Source organism: Shewanella sp. P1-14-1 (assembly GCF_001401775.1).
Classification (GTDB): Bacteria; Pseudomonadota; Gammaproteobacteria; order Enterobacterales; family Shewanellaceae; genus Shewanella; species Shewanella japonica.
The window spans coordinates 12,140-31,903 of record NZ_LKTL01000037.1; the positions used below are offsets into that span (position 1 = coordinate 12,140).

15 protein-coding genes are annotated in these 19,764 nt (G+C 39.6%); 8 read left to right on the forward strand and 7 right to left on the reverse strand.

From position 1 onward, the window contains the following. The first annotated feature begins 5 nt into the window (after positions 1-5). Both hemW and AN944_RS19630 read left to right on the forward strand, forming a co-directional pair. Complete coding sequence (gene hemW, locus AN944_RS19625) at positions 6-1,145, forward strand: radical SAM family heme chaperone HemW (protein WP_055026348.1); 1,140 nt, start codon at positions 6-8, stop codon at positions 1,143-1,145. 530 nt (positions 1,146-1,675) lie between these two features. Continuing rightward, on the forward strand, positions 1,676-3,523 hold the full coding sequence (locus AN944_RS19630) for a DUF885 family protein (RefSeq protein WP_055026349.1): 1,848 nt from the start codon (positions 1,676-1,678) through the stop codon (positions 3,521-3,523). A 642-nt stretch (positions 3,524-4,165) separates the two neighbouring features. On the opposite strand, the gene AN944_RS19635 is transcribed toward AN944_RS19630, so the two are convergent. The 5 genes from AN944_RS19635 to trmB all read right to left on the reverse strand — a co-directional run bounded on the left by AN944_RS19635 (position 4,166) and on the right by trmB (position 8,928). After that, entirely contained in the window at positions 4,166-5,107 is a 942-nt protein-coding gene (locus tag AN944_RS19635) for a LysR family transcriptional regulator (protein ID WP_055026350.1), read from the reverse strand. A 499-nt stretch (positions 5,108-5,606) separates the two neighbouring features. After that, entirely contained in the window at positions 5,607-6,437 is an 831-nt protein-coding gene (locus tag AN944_RS19640; protein ID WP_055026351.1) for a YggN family protein, read from the reverse strand. 466 nt (positions 6,438-6,903) lie between these two features. Next, complete coding sequence (gene glsB, locus AN944_RS19645) at positions 6,904-7,818, reverse strand: glutaminase B (RefSeq protein ID WP_055026352.1); 915 nt, start codon at positions 7,816-7,818, stop codon at positions 6,904-6,906. Positions 7,819-7,826: 8 nt separating this feature from the next. Next, the gene (locus tag AN944_RS19650; RefSeq protein ID WP_055026353.1) at positions 7,827-8,153 is read right to left on the reverse strand and encodes a 50S ribosome-binding protein YggL; all 327 of its coding nucleotides are present in this window, start codon (positions 8,151-8,153) and stop codon (positions 7,827-7,829) included. A 58-nt stretch (positions 8,154-8,211) separates the two neighbouring features. After that, positions 8,212-8,928 carry a tRNA (guanosine(46)-N7)-methyltransferase TrmB gene (trmB, locus tag AN944_RS19655; RefSeq protein ID WP_055026354.1) on the reverse strand — a complete coding sequence of 239 codons (717 nt, stop codon included), beginning with the start codon at positions 8,926-8,928 and terminating at the stop codon, positions 8,212-8,214. A 268-nt stretch (positions 8,929-9,196) separates the two neighbouring features. Between trmB and mutY the strand changes: the two genes are divergently transcribed. The 6 genes from mutY to AN944_RS19685 all read left to right on the forward strand — a co-directional run bounded on the left by mutY (position 9,197) and on the right by AN944_RS19685 (position 18,096). Then, positions 9,197-10,306, forward strand: coding sequence for an A/G-specific adenine glycosylase (gene mutY / locus AN944_RS19660; RefSeq protein WP_055026355.1), 1,110 nt, complete (start codon positions 9,197-9,199; stop codon positions 10,304-10,306). A 9-nt stretch (positions 10,307-10,315) separates the two neighbouring features. Beyond that, the gene (locus AN944_RS19665) at positions 10,316-10,594 is read left to right on the forward strand and encodes an oxidative damage protection protein (RefSeq protein WP_055026356.1); all 279 of its coding nucleotides are present in this window, start codon (positions 10,316-10,318) and stop codon (positions 10,592-10,594) included. A 352-nt stretch (positions 10,595-10,946) separates the two neighbouring features. Further along, the gene (locus AN944_RS19670) at positions 10,947-12,749 is read left to right on the forward strand and encodes an aryl-sulfate sulfotransferase (RefSeq protein ID WP_055026357.1); all 1,803 of its coding nucleotides are present in this window, start codon (positions 10,947-10,949) and stop codon (positions 12,747-12,749) included. Between the two features lie 511 nt (positions 12,750-13,260). After that, positions 13,261-14,700, forward strand: coding sequence for an MFS transporter (locus tag AN944_RS19675; protein ID WP_055026358.1), 1,440 nt, complete (start codon positions 13,261-13,263; stop codon positions 14,698-14,700). Between the two features lie 3 nt (positions 14,701-14,703). Further along, entirely contained in the window at positions 14,704-17,082 is a 2,379-nt protein-coding gene (locus AN944_RS19680; protein WP_200913388.1) for a GH36-type glycosyl hydrolase domain-containing protein, read from the forward strand. 153 nt (positions 17,083-17,235) lie between these two features. Next, the gene (locus AN944_RS19685; RefSeq protein ID WP_235531022.1) at positions 17,236-18,096 is read left to right on the forward strand and encodes a sugar-binding protein; all 861 of its coding nucleotides are present in this window, start codon (positions 17,236-17,238) and stop codon (positions 18,094-18,096) included. A 115-nt stretch (positions 18,097-18,211) separates the two neighbouring features. Here AN944_RS19685 and AN944_RS19690 read toward each other — a convergent pair whose 3' ends face one another. Both AN944_RS19690 and AN944_RS19695 read right to left on the reverse strand, forming a co-directional pair. Further along, a complete protein-coding gene (locus AN944_RS19690) occupies positions 18,212-18,787 on the reverse strand; it encodes a YceI family protein (protein ID WP_055026359.1) in 576 nt (191 codons plus the stop codon). Between the two features lie 88 nt (positions 18,788-18,875). Continuing rightward, on the reverse strand, positions 18,876-19,430 hold the full coding sequence (locus AN944_RS19695) for a cytochrome b (protein WP_055026360.1): 555 nt from the start codon (positions 19,428-19,430) through the stop codon (positions 18,876-18,878). Positions 19,431-19,764: the final 334 nt, after the last annotated feature.

The window sequence follows — 19,764 nt, forward strand, 5'->3', positions numbered from 1 at the left end:
TTAGTATGCTGACGCTTCCTCCGTTAAGTCTTTATATTCACATCCCTTGGTGTGTACAAAAATGTCCTTATTGTGATTTTAACTCCCATGGGCAACATGGTGAGTTACCCCAGCAGCAATATGTCGATGCGCTATTAGCCGATTTATCTTTAGACTTACATTACGTGCAAGGCCGTAAGCTTCATAGCATTTTTATTGGCGGTGGCACGCCATCATTATTTGATGCTTCACAAATCAAACGTATTCTTGAGGGCGCTGAATCTCAAATAGGGTTTGAAGACGATATTGAAATCACAATGGAAGCGAACCCTGGCACCTTAGAACATGATGACTTTGCCGCCTATCAAGCAGCTGGAGTGACTCGTTTATCCATAGGTGTTCAAAGCTTTTCAAAAGATAAACTCAATTTACTTGGCCGTATTCATGATGAAAATGAAGCCGTTACTGCTGCAAATACGGCGTCAAATGCAGGTTATCAAAGCTTTAATTTAGATCTTATGCACGGCTTACCCAATCAAAGTTTTGATGAAGCTATGGCAGACATTGATACGGCGGCCAACTTAATGCCGCCTCATCTTTCTTGGTATCAATTAACTATTGAGCCCAATACGCTATTTCACTCGAAGCCACCACAACTTCCTGATGACGAAAACCTTTGGCATATCTATGAGCAAGGGCAAAAGAAATTAGCACAGTTAGGTTACGAGCAATATGAGATTTCAGCTTACGCCAAACCAGGTTTTCAGTGCAGGCATAATCTTAACTATTGGCAATTTGGGGACTATCTCGGTATCGGTTGTGGCGCACACGGTAAAATCACCCAAGTCCAACAAGATACAATTATCCGCACCGTAAAGATTAAACACCCTAAAGGGTATTTAGCTACTGATAACTTTACCTTTGAAACCAGCGTTGTCGAGCATGAAGATAGGGCTCTGGAATACTTAATGAATAGGCTCCGTTTAATGACCCCTATCCCAAAAGCAGAGTTTGAACAGCGAACAGGCTTATCTCATACAGTGCTTAATGATGGAATGAAAAAATCTATCGAACGTGGTTTATTAACTGACTCTAGTACGCATTGGCAATTAACCACCAAAGGGCATATGTTCGTGAATGATCTTTTGTCGCAATTTATCGACTAGCTTCACTAACCTATTCCTGTAACAATACAGCTGCTCTCAAAGCTGCACATATTAAAGCCACTACAACTGCAATTAGTGGCTTTTTTATTCCATTATTACTTTTATAGATCATGACGAAAGCACGCTAAATCCCTCTTGAACGCATTCAGCAACAATTAATACACAATTGCTAACATTTCACTTTACCTTTTTTTATCCTGCTCTATTAGGATAACTATCAATATTGCTAGGGCCTGTTGATCTTTCAAGGTTGTTTTTGCAGCGAATTGTTGACCATTTATGCAAGGAAGAGACTTTGTGGTGTAGTTATTCTACATAAAAAGTCAATAACGCAGTAAAAATGGCCAACAAACGCTGCCCAAAGGGGTCGAGTAAAAGCGTTTTACTCTTTGTTGGATGAATTTTGCTTAGATGACTAGGCATCAATCCATCCGCCTCAATTAAAACGCTTTTATTTCGAACAAAAGTTAACCAGCAAAGATCAACAGGCCCTAATATTGACTCTATTTCACTAAGTTAACGGACATTTTATGCGACTAAAAACAAAAACGACACTTATAGCCGTAGCCCTATCAAGCCTTTTATCGACTTCAGTTATCGCTCATGGAACTCACGGACAAACGGTAATGAGCCCAACTGAATCAACTAAAAAAGCGACCACTGAATCAGAAAAAGCCAATGAGCTATTTGAAAACATTTTCATGGAAAATGTCATGTCTAGCCCTATCTCTCAAACCTATATGCGTATTAAAAAAGATTACGACAAATGGGGTGATTTTAGTGAAAAGGCGCAAGACGAAGACTTAGCTCGTGCCAAAAAGCACTTAGCACAGCTAGATAGCATAGATGTTAGCAAACTCGATGAACAAACTGCACTAAGCTACAAGCTAATGAAGCAAGGTTTAGAGCAAGATATCGCTGATGATAAATGGCGCCACCATACTTACCCAGTCAATCAAATGTACGGTAGCCATACCTTCATTGCGACCTTCTTAATCAATCAACACCAAGTTGCCAGTGTAAGCGATGCAGAAGCCTACATCAGTCGTTTAAACGGCGTTAAGCTTGCCAGTGAGCAACTCGTCGAAGGTTTAAAACTTCGTGCTGGTAAAGGGATTATCGCTCCTAAGTTTGTATTCCCTTATGTCATATCTGACAGCCAAAATATCATTACTGGTGCTCCTTTTAGCGATACTGAAGATAAAAGCACGCTATGGGCTGATATCAATAAAAAGGTTGCTGCATTAGATGCACCACAAGCGAAAAAAGATGAGCTACTTGCAGATGCTAAACAAGCATTACTGACCAGTGTTCAACCTGCATATACCAACCTTATCGCCTACCTTAATGAGCTTGAGAAAAAAGCTGATACACGTGATGGTGTCTGGAAGCTACCCGAAGGTGATGACTTTTTTAATATGCGTTTAAGTCGTGTGACTACCACTGATATGAGCTCAGAAACTATCCACAAGTTAGGCTTAGCTGAAGTCGCTCGTATTCATGACGAAATGCGTGCAATTATGAAAAAGGTGAAATTTGACGGTGACTTGCAAGAGTTTATGGCCTTCATGCGTGATGATGATCAGTTTTACTACCCTGATACTGCAGAAGGTAAAACTCGCTACATGACTGAAGCTAAAGATCTTATCGACAACATGGAGTCACGCCTTGATGAAGTCTTTAACATCAAACCAAAAGCTAAACTAATCGTAAAACAAGTAGAAGCCTTCCGTGAGAAGTCAGCAGGTAAAGCGTTTTATGATGCACCTGCACCTGATGGCTCTCGCCCTGGTACCTACTACGCAAACTTATACGATATGAAGGCCATGCCAACTTATCAAATGGAAGCATTGGCTTACCATGAAGGTATTCCTGGTCACCATATGCAAATCGCTATTGCTCAAGAACTAGAAGGCATTCCGAAGTTCAGAAAATACGGTGGCTATACTGCATATATAGAAGGTTGGGGCTTATATACTGAGTACTTCCCTAAAGAAATGGGCTTGTATGCCGATCCTTACTCTGACTTTGGTCGCTTAGCAATGGAATTATGGCGAGCTTGTCGTTTAGTCGTTGATACGGGTATTCACTCTAAAAAGTGGACGCGTGAACAAGGTATTCAATACTATGTGGACAATACACCTAATGCGGAATCTGACGCTATCAAAATGGTAGAACGCCATATTGTAATGCCAGGACAAGCAACGGCATACAAAGTTGGTATGATAAAAATTCTAGAACTACGTGAAGATGCTAAAAAGCAATTGGGTGATAAATTTGATATTCGCCAATTCCACACACTGATCCTAGAAAATGGCCCTGTACCGCTGGATGTATTAGAAGCGAAAGTAACTGACTGGGTAAATGCCAGTAAGTAACAACTCGCTGACTGCTTTTCTTCCAAGACAAAAAAGCCACTGATATCAGTGGCTTTTTTATATTATCTAATTCACATTCAAGCCGTTGGCTGAATAAATAGATAGCTTTATATTCTGGGTTAGGAATATAGGAAGAATCTAATCACTCAATCTCACATTAGCAGCTAATGTAACAAAGTAAGACTATTTGAAATCAACACCCTAACACTGTAGCTAGGTTATTTTAGATAAAAATAACCCCAGCACAACGTCTGGGGTAAACCAATATAAACTAGGATGATGGTTTCAAAGCCGGCATTGTTCTAATTTTAAAACCGTTGCCAGCAGTGATTCAAAACTTGCGAAGTTGCTGGTTTGCACATTTTGATGAAAAGGGGTCATTTCTCAACAAGATGCGTGACTCAAACCATTCCGAATCAACTGAAATCTATTGTATTGATTTAAGAACATAGTTCAAGTCGTACCGTTTAAATTGTTTTAGCTACAAAACAAAAAACACACTGTACATTTTTCAAACACAAACAATTAACCACCTGTTTTATAATGAAAAATAAAAAAGCCGCACAATAATTAGCGGCTTTATTTTAAATTTAGAACAATGTTTCCATATATTCTTACGTAATTTAACCCTTATATGCGTATTTATTTACGTAATTTGTATAAGTGATCAAATTTAGCATCCCAGTATGGCGTGCTACCAATGTGCCCCTTAATAAAGTCAATGAATGCGCTGACTTTTGGTGCAAGATGTTTACGACGAGGGTAAACCGCTTGAAGTGGTAAGTTATTGGTTAACTGCCAATCAGGTAATAAAGGAACTAAAGTCCCTTGCTCAATTTCATCTTCCATTAGGTAACTTGCAAGATACGCAATACCTAAGCCACTGACAGCGGCGGATTTAAGTGCAGGTGCATTATCAACACGGAAGTTACCAGAAACACCTATCTCACAGTAATCTTCACCTTTCTTGAACTGCCACATACTGTGCTCATGCCACTCACCTTGATATACAAGACAGTTATGATCAACTAACTGTTCTGGGCGAGAAATTGTGCCATGTTGAGCAATATACTCAGGTGATGCAGCTAAAAGGAACTGACACTTCATTAAAGGACGTGCCACCATGCCCAAAGGTAATTGCTCAGACATAGTTAATAGTAAATCTAACCCTTCGCTGACCACGTCAACCTTATGATCCAATAAGCTAACCTGTAGCTCTAACTCAGGGTGTTTAGCCATAAACTCAGGTAATGCAGGGATAATATGCATAGTACCGAACGACTGCGAAATACCTACTTTCAATACACCACGAGTTGCATCATTAAGATTGTGCACACTCGCCACGGCTTGCTCTGCATCTCTTAGCAGCTCTTCACCTTGGATATAAAGTAAGTTCCCGGCCTCAGTAAGACTCAAACTACGTGTAGTACGTTGAATAAGTTGAACCCCAAGTTTATGTTCAAGATCAGCAACCTGAGTACTTACTTTGGATTTAGATATACTCAGTCTTCTCGCTGCAGCGCTGAAACTACCAGCACGGGCAACATGAGTAAAAATAGCAATAGGTTCTAACAGTTCTAACATTGGAGTCGCCTTACGCTGTTTACGACATTAAAAATAGTTTTTGGTATGCAAATAACTGTAACTTGCCCGAAACAAAACTGAGCAAAAATCAGTCAGGAATGCAGTGTAAAAATAATACACAGAACACCAAAAAAGAAATTAAATACAGATAATCCGTTATCTTGAATAACCAACCAAAACTAAAACAATAAGTTAATAGGTTAGCAATTCAGTTTTATAATTTTAGGAGTATACCAAAAAAACTATAAATGGCTCTATATTTATAATATACAATTTTTTTATCAGAACAAATAATTAGTTTCTTAGAAATGTCGTTGAATAAGGGGATTAAGCGGATTAATAACGAAAAAGCCCCTGCAAAAGGTTGCAGGGGAAGGTCAGGTACATTTTAACAATGCTATAAATTGAACAATCAAGATAATGAATAATTACCGCTAAAGAATAGGTAATTGTTATTACCTTAAGCTTCACTCAAGCTTAAAGAGTCACTCAAGGTAAATTACTCATATAACTCGTGATCTAATGTTGCTAATTGGTAATCAGACAACTGAGGGATAGACTGGCGCATCTCACCTTCTATAATCATAAGTTCTTCAAAGTCTTCACAAATCTTTTCAGCTTTCGCTTCGATAGCCTCTGATTGCTCAGCAACTTGTAACTCAATATCCTCGCCCATTTTTTCCATTTTCTTTCCGAACGAGTCCATTTTCTCTTCGAAACTACCGCCTTCTGAAGACATCATTTCAGCACCAAGGGCCATCATAAAGCTGCCCATAGAATTTTCTATCATCGCTTCCATTTCTTTCTCGAAGTCTTCATTAAATGCTTGCTCAATTGATGATTCAGTCGCTCCTAGATAGAATTTATCGCCTTGCTGATAAGCAGCTTCATCCAAGCGGCTTTGAATGCCTGCTAACATTTCATCAAGCTTAGCCCCTGTCGCATCACCAAAAATTGGCGTAAGCGCTAAACTCACAGCATCGGTGGCAAGTACGACGACTTCATTAACGAGATCGATAATTTCTGGAACTTGCTTAGATAAGCCTTCAGAATAATCTGACACTAAGTTTTGTTGCTTAGCGTTAAGTTTAATTTTATTACCTTCAACAAATAATTCGCCCATTTCGACACGATATAACTCTTGGCCTTTTTCACTAACGAGTAGTTTTTTCGGTTCTACCGTCACATCATAATTTAAGGTTACATTGCATTGCTGATCTTCAATTGACAGTTTAGCCATTGCAGGGTTGAAGGCGCCAGCTGTAAAAATTAATCCTGATAATGCAATGCCTTTAAGTAACCCTGTGTTGGTATAATTTAACGTTTTCATTAGCCATTTCCTTGCTGTTAAACAAATACAATCTTTCACGACTAGACTGCATTTTTAATAATAAGTGAACCCAAACTCTATTAAGTGACTTAGCGCCAGTTAAAGAACGCTTTACTTAATCCATATAAAGCACACAGCGTGCCAAAATATATAAATCATTATATTTCAAATGATTAAGAAAATGTTCTAGCAACAAATTAGGCGGAATTGCTAAAAAAGTTTACTCAGTTTGCGTGAAATTAACCATAAAGTGGTTTATTTCACACATTAATAATATAAGTTCATCAGCGCTTTTCTGCGCCGATAGCAGAATATAGATAGCCTAATTAGAGCAGGTTATAATTCAGCCTTCTTGGCTGAAGGTTTTGAACCGTAAGGTTTTGAAACCTAAAGTTTTGAAACTGAAAGTATTGAAGAGGAAAGACTTGAAATACGACGTATTGAAGTAAAAAGCATTAAGCCGCTTTTAAAATATCGAGCGGCCTAGAGATTGCGAAAGGTGTTCTAGCATGTGTGTGCCAGCGAGTGAGTTGCCATTTTGATCAAGTTCAGGTGACCAAACACAAATGGACATGTCTCCAGGAATTACAGCAATGATGCCACCGCCTACGCCACTTTTACCCGGCATACCAACTCGATAGGCAAACTCCCCTGCACCATCATATAAACCTGATGTAGCAAGCAAAGCATTCAGCTGGCGAGTTTGTACAGGTGTAATCAACTGATGACCTTGTAAGGTTTTCCCTCGATTAGCTAAATAGAACATCGCTTTCGATAAATCTGCGCAGTTCATTTTTAATGAACAGTAATGAAAGTAACTTTTTAATACCGTATCAACATTACCTTCGAAATTTCCAAAAGACTTCATTAAGTAAGCAATAGAGGCATTTCTAGCGCTGAATTTGAACTCAGAGTTAGCCACATTCTTGTCAAAACAAATATGTGAGTTACCACTAAGCTTTCGTACTTCTTCCAACATACGATGCTTAGGGGCGCTTTGTCTTGCTTGAATCAAATCGGCAATCACTAAAGCACCGGCATTAATAAAGGGATTTCGCGGGATCCCGCGTTCTAATTCAACTTGTACAAGCGAATTAAAGGACTGACCCGAAGGTTCTTTGCCTACTCGACACCAAATTTCATCTTCAGAATACAAACTCAACGCCAGAGTTAAACTAAATACTTTGGAGATACTTTGAATTGAAAATGGCTCAAGATAGTCGCCAGCGCCCACAGTTTGACCATCAGCTGTGGTGACTGCTATGGCAATTTTATTCGGATCGACATTACCCAATGCTGGTATGTAGTTTGCGACCTTCCCAGAACCAATAAGTGGCCGAACTTTGTCGACCACTTGTTCTAGCAATATTTGCTCAGGCATCGGCTATATTAGCCCCACCAGATATCATAAAGTGCACTAACTTCAAGTTGAGGCACTTTTTTCGATTCCCAAAATGCTTTCACAGCAGCAACGTCTTCTTCAGTACATTTACCGATTTGCTGCGTTGCAATAATACCTTCCCACATTTTATGACCGCCGCCATGGAAGCCTAATTTACGAGGCTCGATAACTTGATCGATAAACTCGTCAACAGCTTTATCAATATCCTCTTCAGAAATTGATTCTTCGAACGTCCAGTTGACATCAAAACCAAGTTCTTGGAACTCATCAACGCGTAACTTTTTACGTAAACGGCGAGTACGATTCTTAGCCATGTTTTTATCCTAGTTAGTATTAAATAAAGATATTGTTATAACAAGTTGAGGAATAAGCTTAGCTTACTCGCTCAAACATCAAGTCCCAAACACCATGACCTAAGCGATGGCCTCGAGCTTCAAATTTAGTTAATGGGCGATGTTCAGGACGCTCAACGACAGTATTTGTTGCTGACTGGTTTTTATAACCATCAGCAGCAGACATCACTTCTAGCATATGTTCACTGTAATTTTCCCAATCTGTCGCCATGTGGAAGACACCACCAATTTTAAGCTTACGACGGATTAGTTGAGCGAACTCAGCTTGTACGATACGGCGCTTATGGTGACGTTTTTTGTGCCATGGATCAGGGAAAAATAGTTGGACTCTCGCTAACGAACCATCAGCAATACTATTTTCTAATACTTCCATCGCATCATGATGATAAACACGTAAGTTAGTTACCCCAGCTTTACCAGCATCGACTAAACAAGCACCAACACCCGGTTTATGCACTTCGATACCAATATAGTTTAGTTCTGGCGCAGCGTTGGCCATCTCAACAAGTGATGCCCCCATGCCAAAACCAATTTCTAACACTGTATCCGCGTCACGATTAAAAATCTCAGTAAGATTGATAGGTTCAGGGGTATAATCTAAGCCCATCGTTGGCCAATATGACTCAATGGCTTGTGCTTGACCTTTAGTCAGGCGCCCTTCTCTTAATACAAAACTTCTAATCTTACGAAGATATTTACCATCTTCGTTATATTCAGCGGTAGTAACGTCGCTCATTATTGCCTCATCAATTGGGTGCTATATAAAGTGGCCCAATGTGTCACTTCAAATCATAAAATAGTCAGTAAGTATATCGTAAAATGAGTATGACTAAACTACTTAAGCCACTTTGATAACAAGATTCTTATCGTTATTTTGGCAATTTACATATATTGAACCACTAAAAATCATTTTAATGCTTCAATCCTCCATTTTAACGAGTATTTTGTTTCAGCAAATTACATGCTGACTTGTTTAAGCTAACCTTGCCATATACACTGCCTCGATGAAAAATGTTAACTCTTTTTCCGAGCGTATCATCGCTTGGTACGATATCAATGGCCGTAAATCCTTGCCATGGCAATTGAATAAAACCCCATATAGAGTATGGATTTCAGAGATCATGTTGCAGCAAACTCAAGTTGCTACCGTGATCCCGTATTACGAAAAGTTCATGTCTAGTTTTCCAACTATCGCTGACTTGGCTGCAGCAAGTGAAGATGATGTGCTTCACCATTGGACAGGCCTTGGCTATTACGCACGAGCAAGAAACCTTCACAAAGCGGCTAAAACAGTCTGTGAACAGTTCCAAGGGAAGTTTCCCGAAAACATAGACGATGTCATCGCACTTCCCGGTATTGGTCGCTCTACCGCTGGAGCAATTTTGTCACTTTCCCTTGGGCAACACCATTCCATTTTAGACGGTAACGTAAAGCGCGTTCTAGCAAGACATGGAGCCATAGAAGGATGGCCTGGTAAAAAGTCTGTTGAACAACAGCTTTGGACGCTTACCGATAAACTGACACCCAAAAAAGAGATACGAAAATTTAATCAGGCAATGATGGATATAGGTTCTGCGGTTTGTACTCGCAGTAAACCTCAATGTGAACGCTGCCCTGTCGCTATTGATTGCCAAGCGCAGCTATCTGGCAGACAAACCGAATTCCCAGGGAAAAAACCTAAAAAGACGATACCGACCAAGTCAGCTTTTATGTTGGTGCAACAGCATCAAGGCGAAGTTATACTTTTTAAAAGGCCACCAGCGGGTATTTGGGGAGGGTTATGGTGTTTCCCTCAGTTTGAGTCACAACAAGCTTTGCAAGATTATGTTTCTAAAGAATTTAGCGATAAAAACATTGACCATTGCGAACCTGAGTGGCTTGCAGGGTTTAGACACACATTTAGTCATTTTCATTTAGATATTCAACCCGTTTTAGTAAAGATTGAAACAGAGCAAAATAATCGCCCATTTGAAAACACGACAATGGAACAAAACCAGACACTCTGGTATAACATACATCATCCAGCTAAAGTCGGATTAGCCGCAGCAACAGAGCGGATTTTATCTCACTTAGTCGCACTTTCAGCAGCAGATCCAACATCAGGATCCCGTTAAGGAAACATCATGGCTCGTAATGTTAATTGCGCATATTTAAACAAAGAAGCAGCAGGACTCGATTTTCAACTTTATCCAGGTGAAGTCGGCAAACGTATTTTTGATTCAATTAGTAAAGAAGCTTGGGGTTTGTGGCAAAAAAAGCAAACGATGCTAATTAACGAAAATAAATTGAACATGATGAATGTTGATGACCGTAAGTTCCTCGAAGAGCAAATGGTTAACTTTTTATTTGAAGGTAAAGACGTTGAAATTGAAGGTTATGTACCACCAGCTGAAGATGAGTAATTGTTAACGCTGGTTTATTGCTTGTATCAGTTCAACCTGCGCTGATACAAGTTTTCTTAATATAACTGTTTTAATAGTCATAAGCGCTAACCTCCTATTCGGTCAATTTTCTCATTTGGTTGCTATTACTATCTCACTATTACTATCTCACTATTACTATCTCACTATTACTATCTCACGATTTCTCTCATTGCTAAAAGTTCCCTTTATTTTCAATTGTTCTTCATCAAATGTTAAAACCGTGACCCCGCTATTAATAATTAAATAAACTCAACAATATGTCAGTTAGGCAACATTAAAAAGGTCTATTTCTCTCTATAATATGCAGCATATTACCTTAAAGAGATTTTGTATGTTTAAGCCTCTCGTTCATTCAATCTTAGCACTAAGCCTTTGCTTATCAGCGCCTAACTTAGCCGCTGATCCACTAGGTATGAAACCCATTCCACTACCGGATGCGCCTTTAGGTTATCTCGTTCATAACCCATATGAAAATGCACCGTTAACAGCATTAGTGACGCTTAACGGTCATAAGATCTCCAATGTGGAAGTGACAGTTCATGCTAAGGATGACACGGGAGTTGCGATTAACTATCAAGTCGATGACATGCGCGTCATGAATGAAGGCGGTGTGCCCATTTTTGGTTTATACCCTGCGCTAATGAATCACTTTACCGTGAAATGGACCGAAAATGGCCAACAACATAGTCATGATTACCAAATGCTTACCCCTGATATTGATATGGGCTTTTCCGAGAGTCAATGGGCCAAAGCCCCTATCGTTGAAGTTGAACATGTCGATGCAGATTTTAAAGACCGCTTATATTTTGTAAATTGGACCAACCCTGACGGTAAAACAGGTCAATTAGCGCACAATAATCCCGACGCACCAGGTGCTTTTTCTTGGGACGGTAAACCAGGCTTTTTTATTATTGATACTGCAGGCGATATTCGCTGGTATTTAAACCCGTATACCACTCATGACTCAAAGAGTTTTGAAAATGCAGGTTACGCCATGGGAATGAACATAACCGCCGATGGCAATATGGTTTGGGTACAGGGTCAAGGCTGGAAGAAAATGTCCTTAATGGGCAGAATGATATCTGAGCATAGCCTACCAGGTAACTTTATTGATGCATCCCATGAAGGTATTGAAGCTAGCAATGGCAATATCTTTATCAGAGCCGCCGCCAAAGATTATCGTCGTCCTGATGGCATGCTAGTTAACACGATTAGAGATCAAATCATCGAGGTCGATAGTACCGGAAAACTAATTGATTACTGGGATCTAAACAGTATTTTAGATCCTATGCGAGATGATGCTTTATTATCATTAGATGCTGGCGCAGTGTGTTTAAACATCAATGCAAGTCAAGCGGGACACCAAACTACACTAGAAGATTTAAAAAATGCCCCCTACGGTGATATCCACGGCGTTGAAACGGGTCGAAATTGGATTCATGTCAACTCAATCGACTACGATAGCAGTGACGACAGCATTATTATCAGTTCTCGCCATCAATCCGCTGTCATAAAGATAGACAGAGATAAGCAAGTTAAATGGATATTAAGTCCAGCTAAAGGCTGGTCTGAAAAGTTTGCCAGTAAACTGCTTACTCCGGTGGATGAACAAGGTAATAAGCTTAACTGTAACGAAAAAGGTTTATGTCGCGGCACTAATTTTGACTTCTCTTACACCTCACATACTGCTTATTTAGTACCAGAAAAAGGCACACTAACGGTATTTGATAATGGTGATGGACGTCATCTTGGCCAGCCTATGTTTGCCACTGAAAAATACTCTCGCTCAGTTGAATACAAAATTGATGAACAGAATCTCACCGTTCAACAAGTATGGGAATACGGTAAAGATGAGTTAGGCTACGATGGCTACTCACCAGTGACCTCAATCGTAAAATACCAACAAGATAAAGACAGCATGATGAGCTACTTTGCATCTGCAGGGTTATTTGGTCTAGGTGGCGGTTATGGCAACCTTAAAATGGATGACACCACAGGTAAAGTTCAGTCGATATTAGTAGAGCATCGTTACGGCGAGACGAAACCTGCCGTTAGAATCAATATTGGCAGTCATGATTTATTTGCTACGGGCTATCGTGCACAAGTCATTAAAGTACAAGACATGCTTAAATAAGATGCTTGATTAAATAAGCAGCTCGATTTAATCATCTCTATTAATAATCATTATTTCTTAAACGCCTTTCTCAAATCTAGAAGGGCGTTTTACTTTTCCCTAAAAGTGTTATTTTTACTAAACAATTCCTTACTAAACAATGCCCTACTAAATCTTGCTTTAACTTGGTAATGGTTAGACTTTGATAACAAGAAACTCAAATTTCCCTGCCCTCTATCGTGATGTTGTAAATCCTCTAAAGTAATCCGTAAACCTTTAGCAATCGCGATTAAAACTCATCGCTAACCTTCAGTATTTATACTTAAAAAAACCGCACAATTTTGATGCCACAGCCATAAAAAACTCAGTTTAGCCCAAATTAACACTGGTCAAAATTTGATTAATCATTTACATTCTAACAACAATGTAAGCGCTTACACTGATTGTTAAAAATAAATATCAATAAAAATCAGTTAGCTGAAAGTGGGCTTTAAAAGCAAATTGGATGGAATCAACCAAGGTAACCATAACAATGGCTCAAAATATCGAACAGACTAATACCGTCTCTGAAAAATTATCGCTAAAAGAAAAAATTGGATACGCCCTTGGGGATGTGGCATCTAACTTTTATTGGCGTGTATTTGATGTATTCCTCTTTATTTTTTATACCGATGTATTTGGTATTTCAGCTGCTGCAGTCGGCACTATGATGTTGGTTACTCGCCTTATAGATGCTTTCTCAGATCCGTTGATGGGAGCATTAGCCGATAGAACTTCCACTCGCTTTGGTAAGTTTAGGCCTTATTTATTACTGGGAATTATCCCTATCGCCGCGGCAGGTATACTCACTTTTACCGTTCCAGATCTAGGCGATGATGGCAAGATTATATGGGCGTATGGCACATATATTTTCATGATGTTGGCATACACGTTTATTAATGTGCCTTATGGCGCCCTTTTAGGTGTAGTCACCGCAGACAGTCAAGAACGTACTACCTTGACCAGTTTTCGATTCATCGGTGCTTTTTCTGGTGGCACACTCGTCGCTTACCTGACTCCTGAGCTTGTGACCTTGCTAGGTAACGGAGACCAAGCCCTAGGCTGGCAGCTGACAATGGGGTGTTATGGCTTAATCTCTGCTGTTTTGTTTACGCTCACTTTTTTCGCGACCAAAGAACGAATTTCACCACCCGTTAATCAGCAAACCAGTATCAAACAAGACCTGATTGATCTATCGAATAATAAACCTTGGTTAATATTATTCTCACTAGCACTGATTATTATGTTCACCATCACTTTGCGCGCCAGCACCGGGACATTTTATTTTAAATATTACGTCGGTCGAGAAGACTTAATTGGAACATTCACGGCTGTATATATGATTTCATTAGCGATTGGGGCAGCATCTACACCAATACTCAGCCGCTATTTTGATAAACGCAGTTTATTGATTGGTTTGATGACTTTAGTTGCGGTCTTTTCGGCAGGTTTTTACCTGATTCCACCCAACAACATTACTCTAATGTTTATCATGCAAGCCTTAATTGGTTTCTGTCTTGGTCCCAAATCACCACTGGTGTTTTCCATGTATGCAGATACTGCAGATTACTCTCAATATAAAAATGGACGTCGAGCAACAGCAATGATTTTCTCTGCCGCTGCTTTTTCTCAAAAATTGGGGGGAGCATTTGCAGGCGCCATGATTGGTTGGCTCTTATCTTCAATGGGCTATGTGGCCAATCAGCAGCAATCACCAGACTCTCTGATGGGAATTTTACTACTGAACACATTAATTCCAGCCATATTTGCATTATTAGCGGTTTGGGTTGTTAAACATTACAGCTTAAACGAAGCCAAAATGGCTGAGATTTCTCAGCAATTATATGCAAATGAAAACGCCAGTAATCAAAATAAGCCTAAGGCAAAAACAAGCCAGCCAAACCTTCATACTCAAACAACAGCTCAGGAATAAATAGTGATCACTTACCATCAGGCAAACGGTGCAGTCAGCCTAAACAGCCCAACAAGTATGCCAAATGCTTGTGGCTTTTTATGGAATAAAAAAATGATGATTCAAATGAATTGTCGTGGCTATGCCGTTGCCCAATTTATGCAACCCGAGCCTGCAAAATATGCTCATGGCCCTGCTCTTGAAGCTAAAACTTTTATGCAGCCTGAGCATCCATATTTTAGCCATCATCCAGGAAGATTCTTTTATATAAAAGATAATCAATCTGGTGAGTTGTTTTCTATTCCTTATGCCCCCGTCAAGCAAGCTACTGACTCTTTTGAGTTTATTGTCGAAAAAGAAAAAATCAGCTGGCACATCACTCACCTTGATATCGTTTGTGAGTTATCACTTACATTAACTACTACTGATTGCGCTGAACTTTGGCAACTTAATATCACAAACAATAGTGGTCGCTCACGTGACTTGAGTATCTACAGTTACTTCCCAGTGGGTTATATGTCATGGATGAACCAATCTGCACATTTTGATACAGAGTTAAATGCCATTTTGTGTGAGTCAGTAACACCGTATCAAAAAATAGAACAATACTTTGCACATCAAGATTTTAAAGACACAACGGTATTAATGAGTGATATTGCCCCGACAAGTTACGAAACTCGCCAAGCAGCATTTGAAGGTGAAGGAGGGCTCAATAATCCTGATGCTATCATCAATCGAGCATTAGCATCTAAACCTGCTCATTACCAAACACCGGTTGCTGTGATGCATTTTGATTTACCTTTGCAAACGGAGCAGCACTTTCAAGCCAACTTTGTTTTTGCCCCTGTAAAAGATAAGCTTGAAGCCAAGCAATTACAGCAACACTATTTGGGATCTCCTGAGAAACGAGAAAAAATTAACAAACAATACCAAGAGTACATCGCTCAAGCTGACCAACAACTGAGTATAACTAGCCCTAATAAGGAATTTGATAACTTTATTAATCACTGGTTACCAAGGCAAGTTTTTTACCATGGTGATGTCAATCGGTTAAGTACAGATCCACAAACAAGAAACTACCTTCAAGATGCAATGGGAATGGTTTACCTCAAACCTGATGAAACAAAAGCCGCATTCGTTAAGGCGTTATCGCAGCAAAATAGTAGCGGTAAAATGCCTGATGGTATTTTATTAAACCCAGAGTCTGAACTTAAATATATCAACCAAATCCCACATACGGATCATTGTGTTTGGTTAGTTATTTGTATTACCGCATATCTTGATGAAACAGCAGATTATGAATTCTTACACCAGCCTATTCCGTTTGCAGATGACATAGCGCCTAAAACAGTTTTCGAGCATATTGAATTGGCATTGACATATTTATGGTCTCAACGAGATCAACGTGGTCTGAATTACATCAATCAAGGTGATTGGTGCGATCCGATGAATATGGTGGGATATCAAGGCAAAGGCGTATCGAGCTGGTTAAGCTTAGCCAGTGCTTACGCCATGAGGTTATGGTCTAACGTTGCTAAATCAACAGGTAATGCTAGCCTTGCCGAATCATTATTACAGCAAGCGAGTACAATAAACCAAGATGTGAATCAGCATTGCTGGGACGGTGAATGGTTTGCTAGAGGCATTACCGATGCTGGAAACTGCTTCGGTGTGAGTCAAAATCAAGAAGGCAGGATTTATCTCAACCCGCAAAGTTTTGCAATGCTATCTGGTGCTATCGATAACAACCAATGGCAGAAAATGAAGTTGCAGATAAAACAACAACTCCAAACGCCGTTTGGTATGATGATGCTTGCGCCTAGCTACACCCATATGAATGAAGAAGTTGGTCGCTTAACCCAGAAGTTTCCTGGTACTGGTGAAAACGGTTCAGTTTACAACCATGCTGGTGCTTTCTATATTTTCGCCCTATTTGAGCGAGGTGAAACCGAAGCTGCATTTGAATTACTGCATACAATGATTTGTGCAGAATCAGAAGCAAATGCCCTCTCTCGTGGGCAACTCCCCGTCTTTATCCCTAATTACTTTCGTGGAGCGTATTTTCAGTTCCCTGAAGATGCTGGTAAATCGAGTCAATTATTTAATACTGGTACCGTTGCATGGATCTATCGCATTGTTATTGAGCAACTCGTTGGCCTTAAAGGCACTTCAAAGGGGATAAAGATAAAGCCTCAGTTACCTAAATCATGGCCAGAGCTACATGTCAGTCGACGATTCAGACAAGCCCAAATAACGATGCAGGTAAGTCACACAACCACTGTTACTACACAACAAGTTTGGGTTGATGATGTGCCACTAGAAAGCGATGCCAATGGCGAGTTTAATTTTGATGTTTTACCTAAGCAAACATACCGGTTAAAAGTATTACTGCCTATAAGCTAGATTCAAGAATGACTCGCCAATATGAAAAATTAGATGATTGAATTGATAGCTTTACGCTATTCAATCTAGGTAAGCTACTGGTTGATAACATCGACATCAACCGCGGTAACATATCAATTCTCGTCTGCGGTTAAACTAACACGGATTAACACTATGGAATGGTTCAACAAACATGTCTCCTTCATAACAAGACTGACATTCACCCAAAAGCATATTACACAAGCAGCGATATCACTGCTCGTACTCCCAGCCTTTTTTTCATCGTACAGTGTGCAAGCCACTACTGAAGACAGGTTCACTGAGTATGTCCATCAACCTATTATGGTCAATTATGCCAATGAAGAAATTAACATTGATGGAGCCCCGAATGACGCTGATTGGCAACATGCAAACTGGCACCCAATCGATAACATGATCATTGGTGCTGCAATAGATAAAAATGATTTTAGTGGTCGCTACAAGTTGCTTTGGCGCGAAGACACGCTCTATCTACTCACTGAAGTCATTGATGATGTGTTATTTGATCAAACCGCGGATCCAACTGTGCTGTATTGGGATGACGATACCGTTGAAGTGTTTTTAGATGAAGATGCCTCGGGTGGTGAACATCAATTTAGCCACAACGCCTTTGCTTATCATGTTGCTTTAGACAGACAAGTTGCCGACTTTTCAACTCAAAAACAAGCAATGACATTCAATGAACATATTACAACTGTTTGGTCTCGCGATGAGGCCAACCCACAAAAAGTGTATTGGGAAATGGCAATTAAGGTATTCCCTGACAATTATAATGATTCATTAACAACATTTGATGACCATCAAGTATCGCCAGTCACCCTTAGCAGTAATAAAAAACTCGGATTCATGCTGGCTTATTGTGATAACGACGGCAGTAAAACGAGGGAAAACTTTATTGGCTCTCACCCCATCAAAGCCGTGAATGGCGATATGAATCGAGGGTATAAAGATGCGAATGTATTTGGCCATATTATATTAACTAACAAGCAAAATTAGCCAATCCACCTACACTGACATACAAAAAACGCCGCTCAATAACTGAGTGGCGTTTTTGTGAATAACCGGACTAATCTTTTTTCTGTCGATTAAGTATTCGATTGCGCAATTGACGTTATTGTTTAATCCCTTCAATAACGAGATCTAAGCTCACATTTGCTGAAGCTGGGCCTAGGTCCATTTTTATCCCAAAATCTTTCATTGCAAATTCTGTCGTACCTGCAAAACCTGCTCGATAACCACCCCATGGGTCTTTACCTTCACCAATGACTGTCGCATCGATTGCCACAGGTTTGGTCACGCCGTTTAGCGTTAAGTTACCATTTACGACCACTTTCCCATTGCCTTTATCTTCAACTGTCGTTGATACAAACTCGGCCTTAGGAAATTTACCCGTATTTAAAAAATCACTTCCACGTAAATGCTTATCACGCTCTGCATGATTTGAATCAACACTGGTTGTATTAATGGTTACTTTTACCTTAGTATCGTTGACCTTATTAGCATCGTAGCTAAAGTCACCACTAAAATCGTTAAAGCGGCCTGTCACAAAGCTATAGCCTAAATGATTGACCTTAAATTGAATTGATGCATGCGCTCCTTGGGTATCAATTTTGTAGTCAGCAGCATTGGCCATTGCAGGTACCAAGAAGATGGCGCCAAATACCGTGCTAATCAGTTGCTTTTTCATTATCTATTCCTTTATATAAATTAATCATGTGATTAAAAGTGATGAAGTATAATTTTCCAACGCTTGAGTGAAATAAGTACTCGATAGGCTACTTCGGTTTTACGGGTTTTATCATTCTTGTCAGGGTGCTATCTTTATCAATAAGTTGATGTTTAATCGCTCCTGCTGCATGAATCACAACTAAAGCAATTAACCCGTATGCAAGATATTGGTGAATAACACCTGCAATGTCTTCTTGATTAGTGATAAAGCTACCCAAACCAGGTAATTCAAACCAATCAAATACCATTACTCCCCTGCCGTCGGCTGTGGAAATCAAAATGCCACTTGTCATTATCAGTAGCATCAATAAATAAAATGCCCTATGAGTCCATTTGGCGGCCTCTTTTTCCCAATGTTTGTGTGATGATTTAGCCTGTGTTGTGACAGAGATAAAGCGCCATAGGATGCGTATTAGTGTTAAACCAAGTAGCAGTACTCCGACACTTTTATGGATATTAGGCGCAGTTTGATACCAGCTGCTGTAATACGTTAAATCCACCATCCAAAAACCTAAACCAAACAAACCTAAAATGGTTAATGCGCTAACCCAGTGAAGTAATATTGTGAATAAGCCATATCCATCTCGTGTATTGACCAACATGTTTCGTCATCCCTCATATTTGATAGAAATGAGTTTATAGATAAAAATATAAAATAAAATGGCTAAATTTAGCTACAATCATTCGATTTTTTAGAATATTTATAAAATACCAAATACCAAGTAAGCTGGTTATTTCTAACAATGCCGAGTTTTATATTGACAAAAAACATGCATTTTGAACATTTACTAGCCGAACAATAAAAAACTTGTAAAAAGCACTTGCGTCAATAAAACCATCCCTATAATATGTGCGCACTCCAAACGGCACAGACACTAATGACCAAGTTAGTTTCTTGTTTGAAGTAGTTAACTAACGCTTAGTTTAGTTGCCCGA

Bases quoted from the DNA above. Each gene is read 5' to 3' on its own strand.
- AN944_RS19630 (WP_055026349.1), top strand. From the start codon at position 1,676: ATGCGACTAAAAACAAAAACGACACTTATAGCCGTAGCCCTATCAAGC.
- AN944_RS19690 (WP_055026359.1), bottom strand. From the start codon at position 18,787: ATGAAAAAGCAACTGATTAGCACGGTATTTGGCGCCATCTTCTTGGTA.
- hemW (WP_055026348.1), top strand. From the start codon at position 6: ATGCTGACGCTTCCTCCGTTAAGTCTTTATATTCACATCCCTTGGTGT.
- AN944_RS19670 (WP_055026357.1), top strand. From the start codon at position 10,947: ATGTTTAAGCCTCTCGTTCATTCAATCTTAGCACTAAGCCTTTGCTTA.
- AN944_RS19640 (WP_055026351.1), bottom strand. From the start codon at position 6,437: ATGAAAACGTTAAATTATACCAACACAGGGTTACTTAAAGGCATTGCA.
- mutY (WP_055026355.1), top strand. From the start codon at position 9,197: ATGAAAAATGTTAACTCTTTTTCCGAGCGTATCATCGCTTGGTACGAT.
- AN944_RS19665 (WP_055026356.1), top strand. From the start codon at position 10,316: ATGGCTCGTAATGTTAATTGCGCATATTTAAACAAAGAAGCAGCAGGA.
- AN944_RS19675 (WP_055026358.1), top strand. From the start codon at position 13,261: ATGGCTCAAAATATCGAACAGACTAATACCGTCTCTGAAAAATTATCG.
- AN944_RS19635 (WP_055026350.1), bottom strand. From the start codon at position 5,107: ATGTTAGAACTGTTAGAACCTATTGCTATTTTTACTCATGTTGCCCGT.
- AN944_RS19650 (WP_055026353.1), bottom strand. From the start codon at position 8,153: ATGGCTAAGAATCGTACTCGCCGTTTACGTAAAAAGTTACGCGTTGAT.
- glsB (WP_055026352.1), bottom strand. From the start codon at position 7,818: ATGCCTGAGCAAATATTGCTAGAACAAGTGGTCGACAAAGTTCGGCCA.
- trmB (WP_055026354.1), bottom strand. From the start codon at position 8,928: ATGAGCGACGTTACTACCGCTGAATATAACGAAGATGGTAAATATCTT.
- AN944_RS19685 (WP_235531022.1), top strand. From the start codon at position 17,236: ATGGAATGGTTCAACAAACATGTCTCCTTCATAACAAGACTGACATTC.
- AN944_RS19695 (WP_055026360.1), bottom strand. From the start codon at position 19,430: ATGTTGGTCAATACACGAGATGGATATGGCTTATTCACAATATTACTT.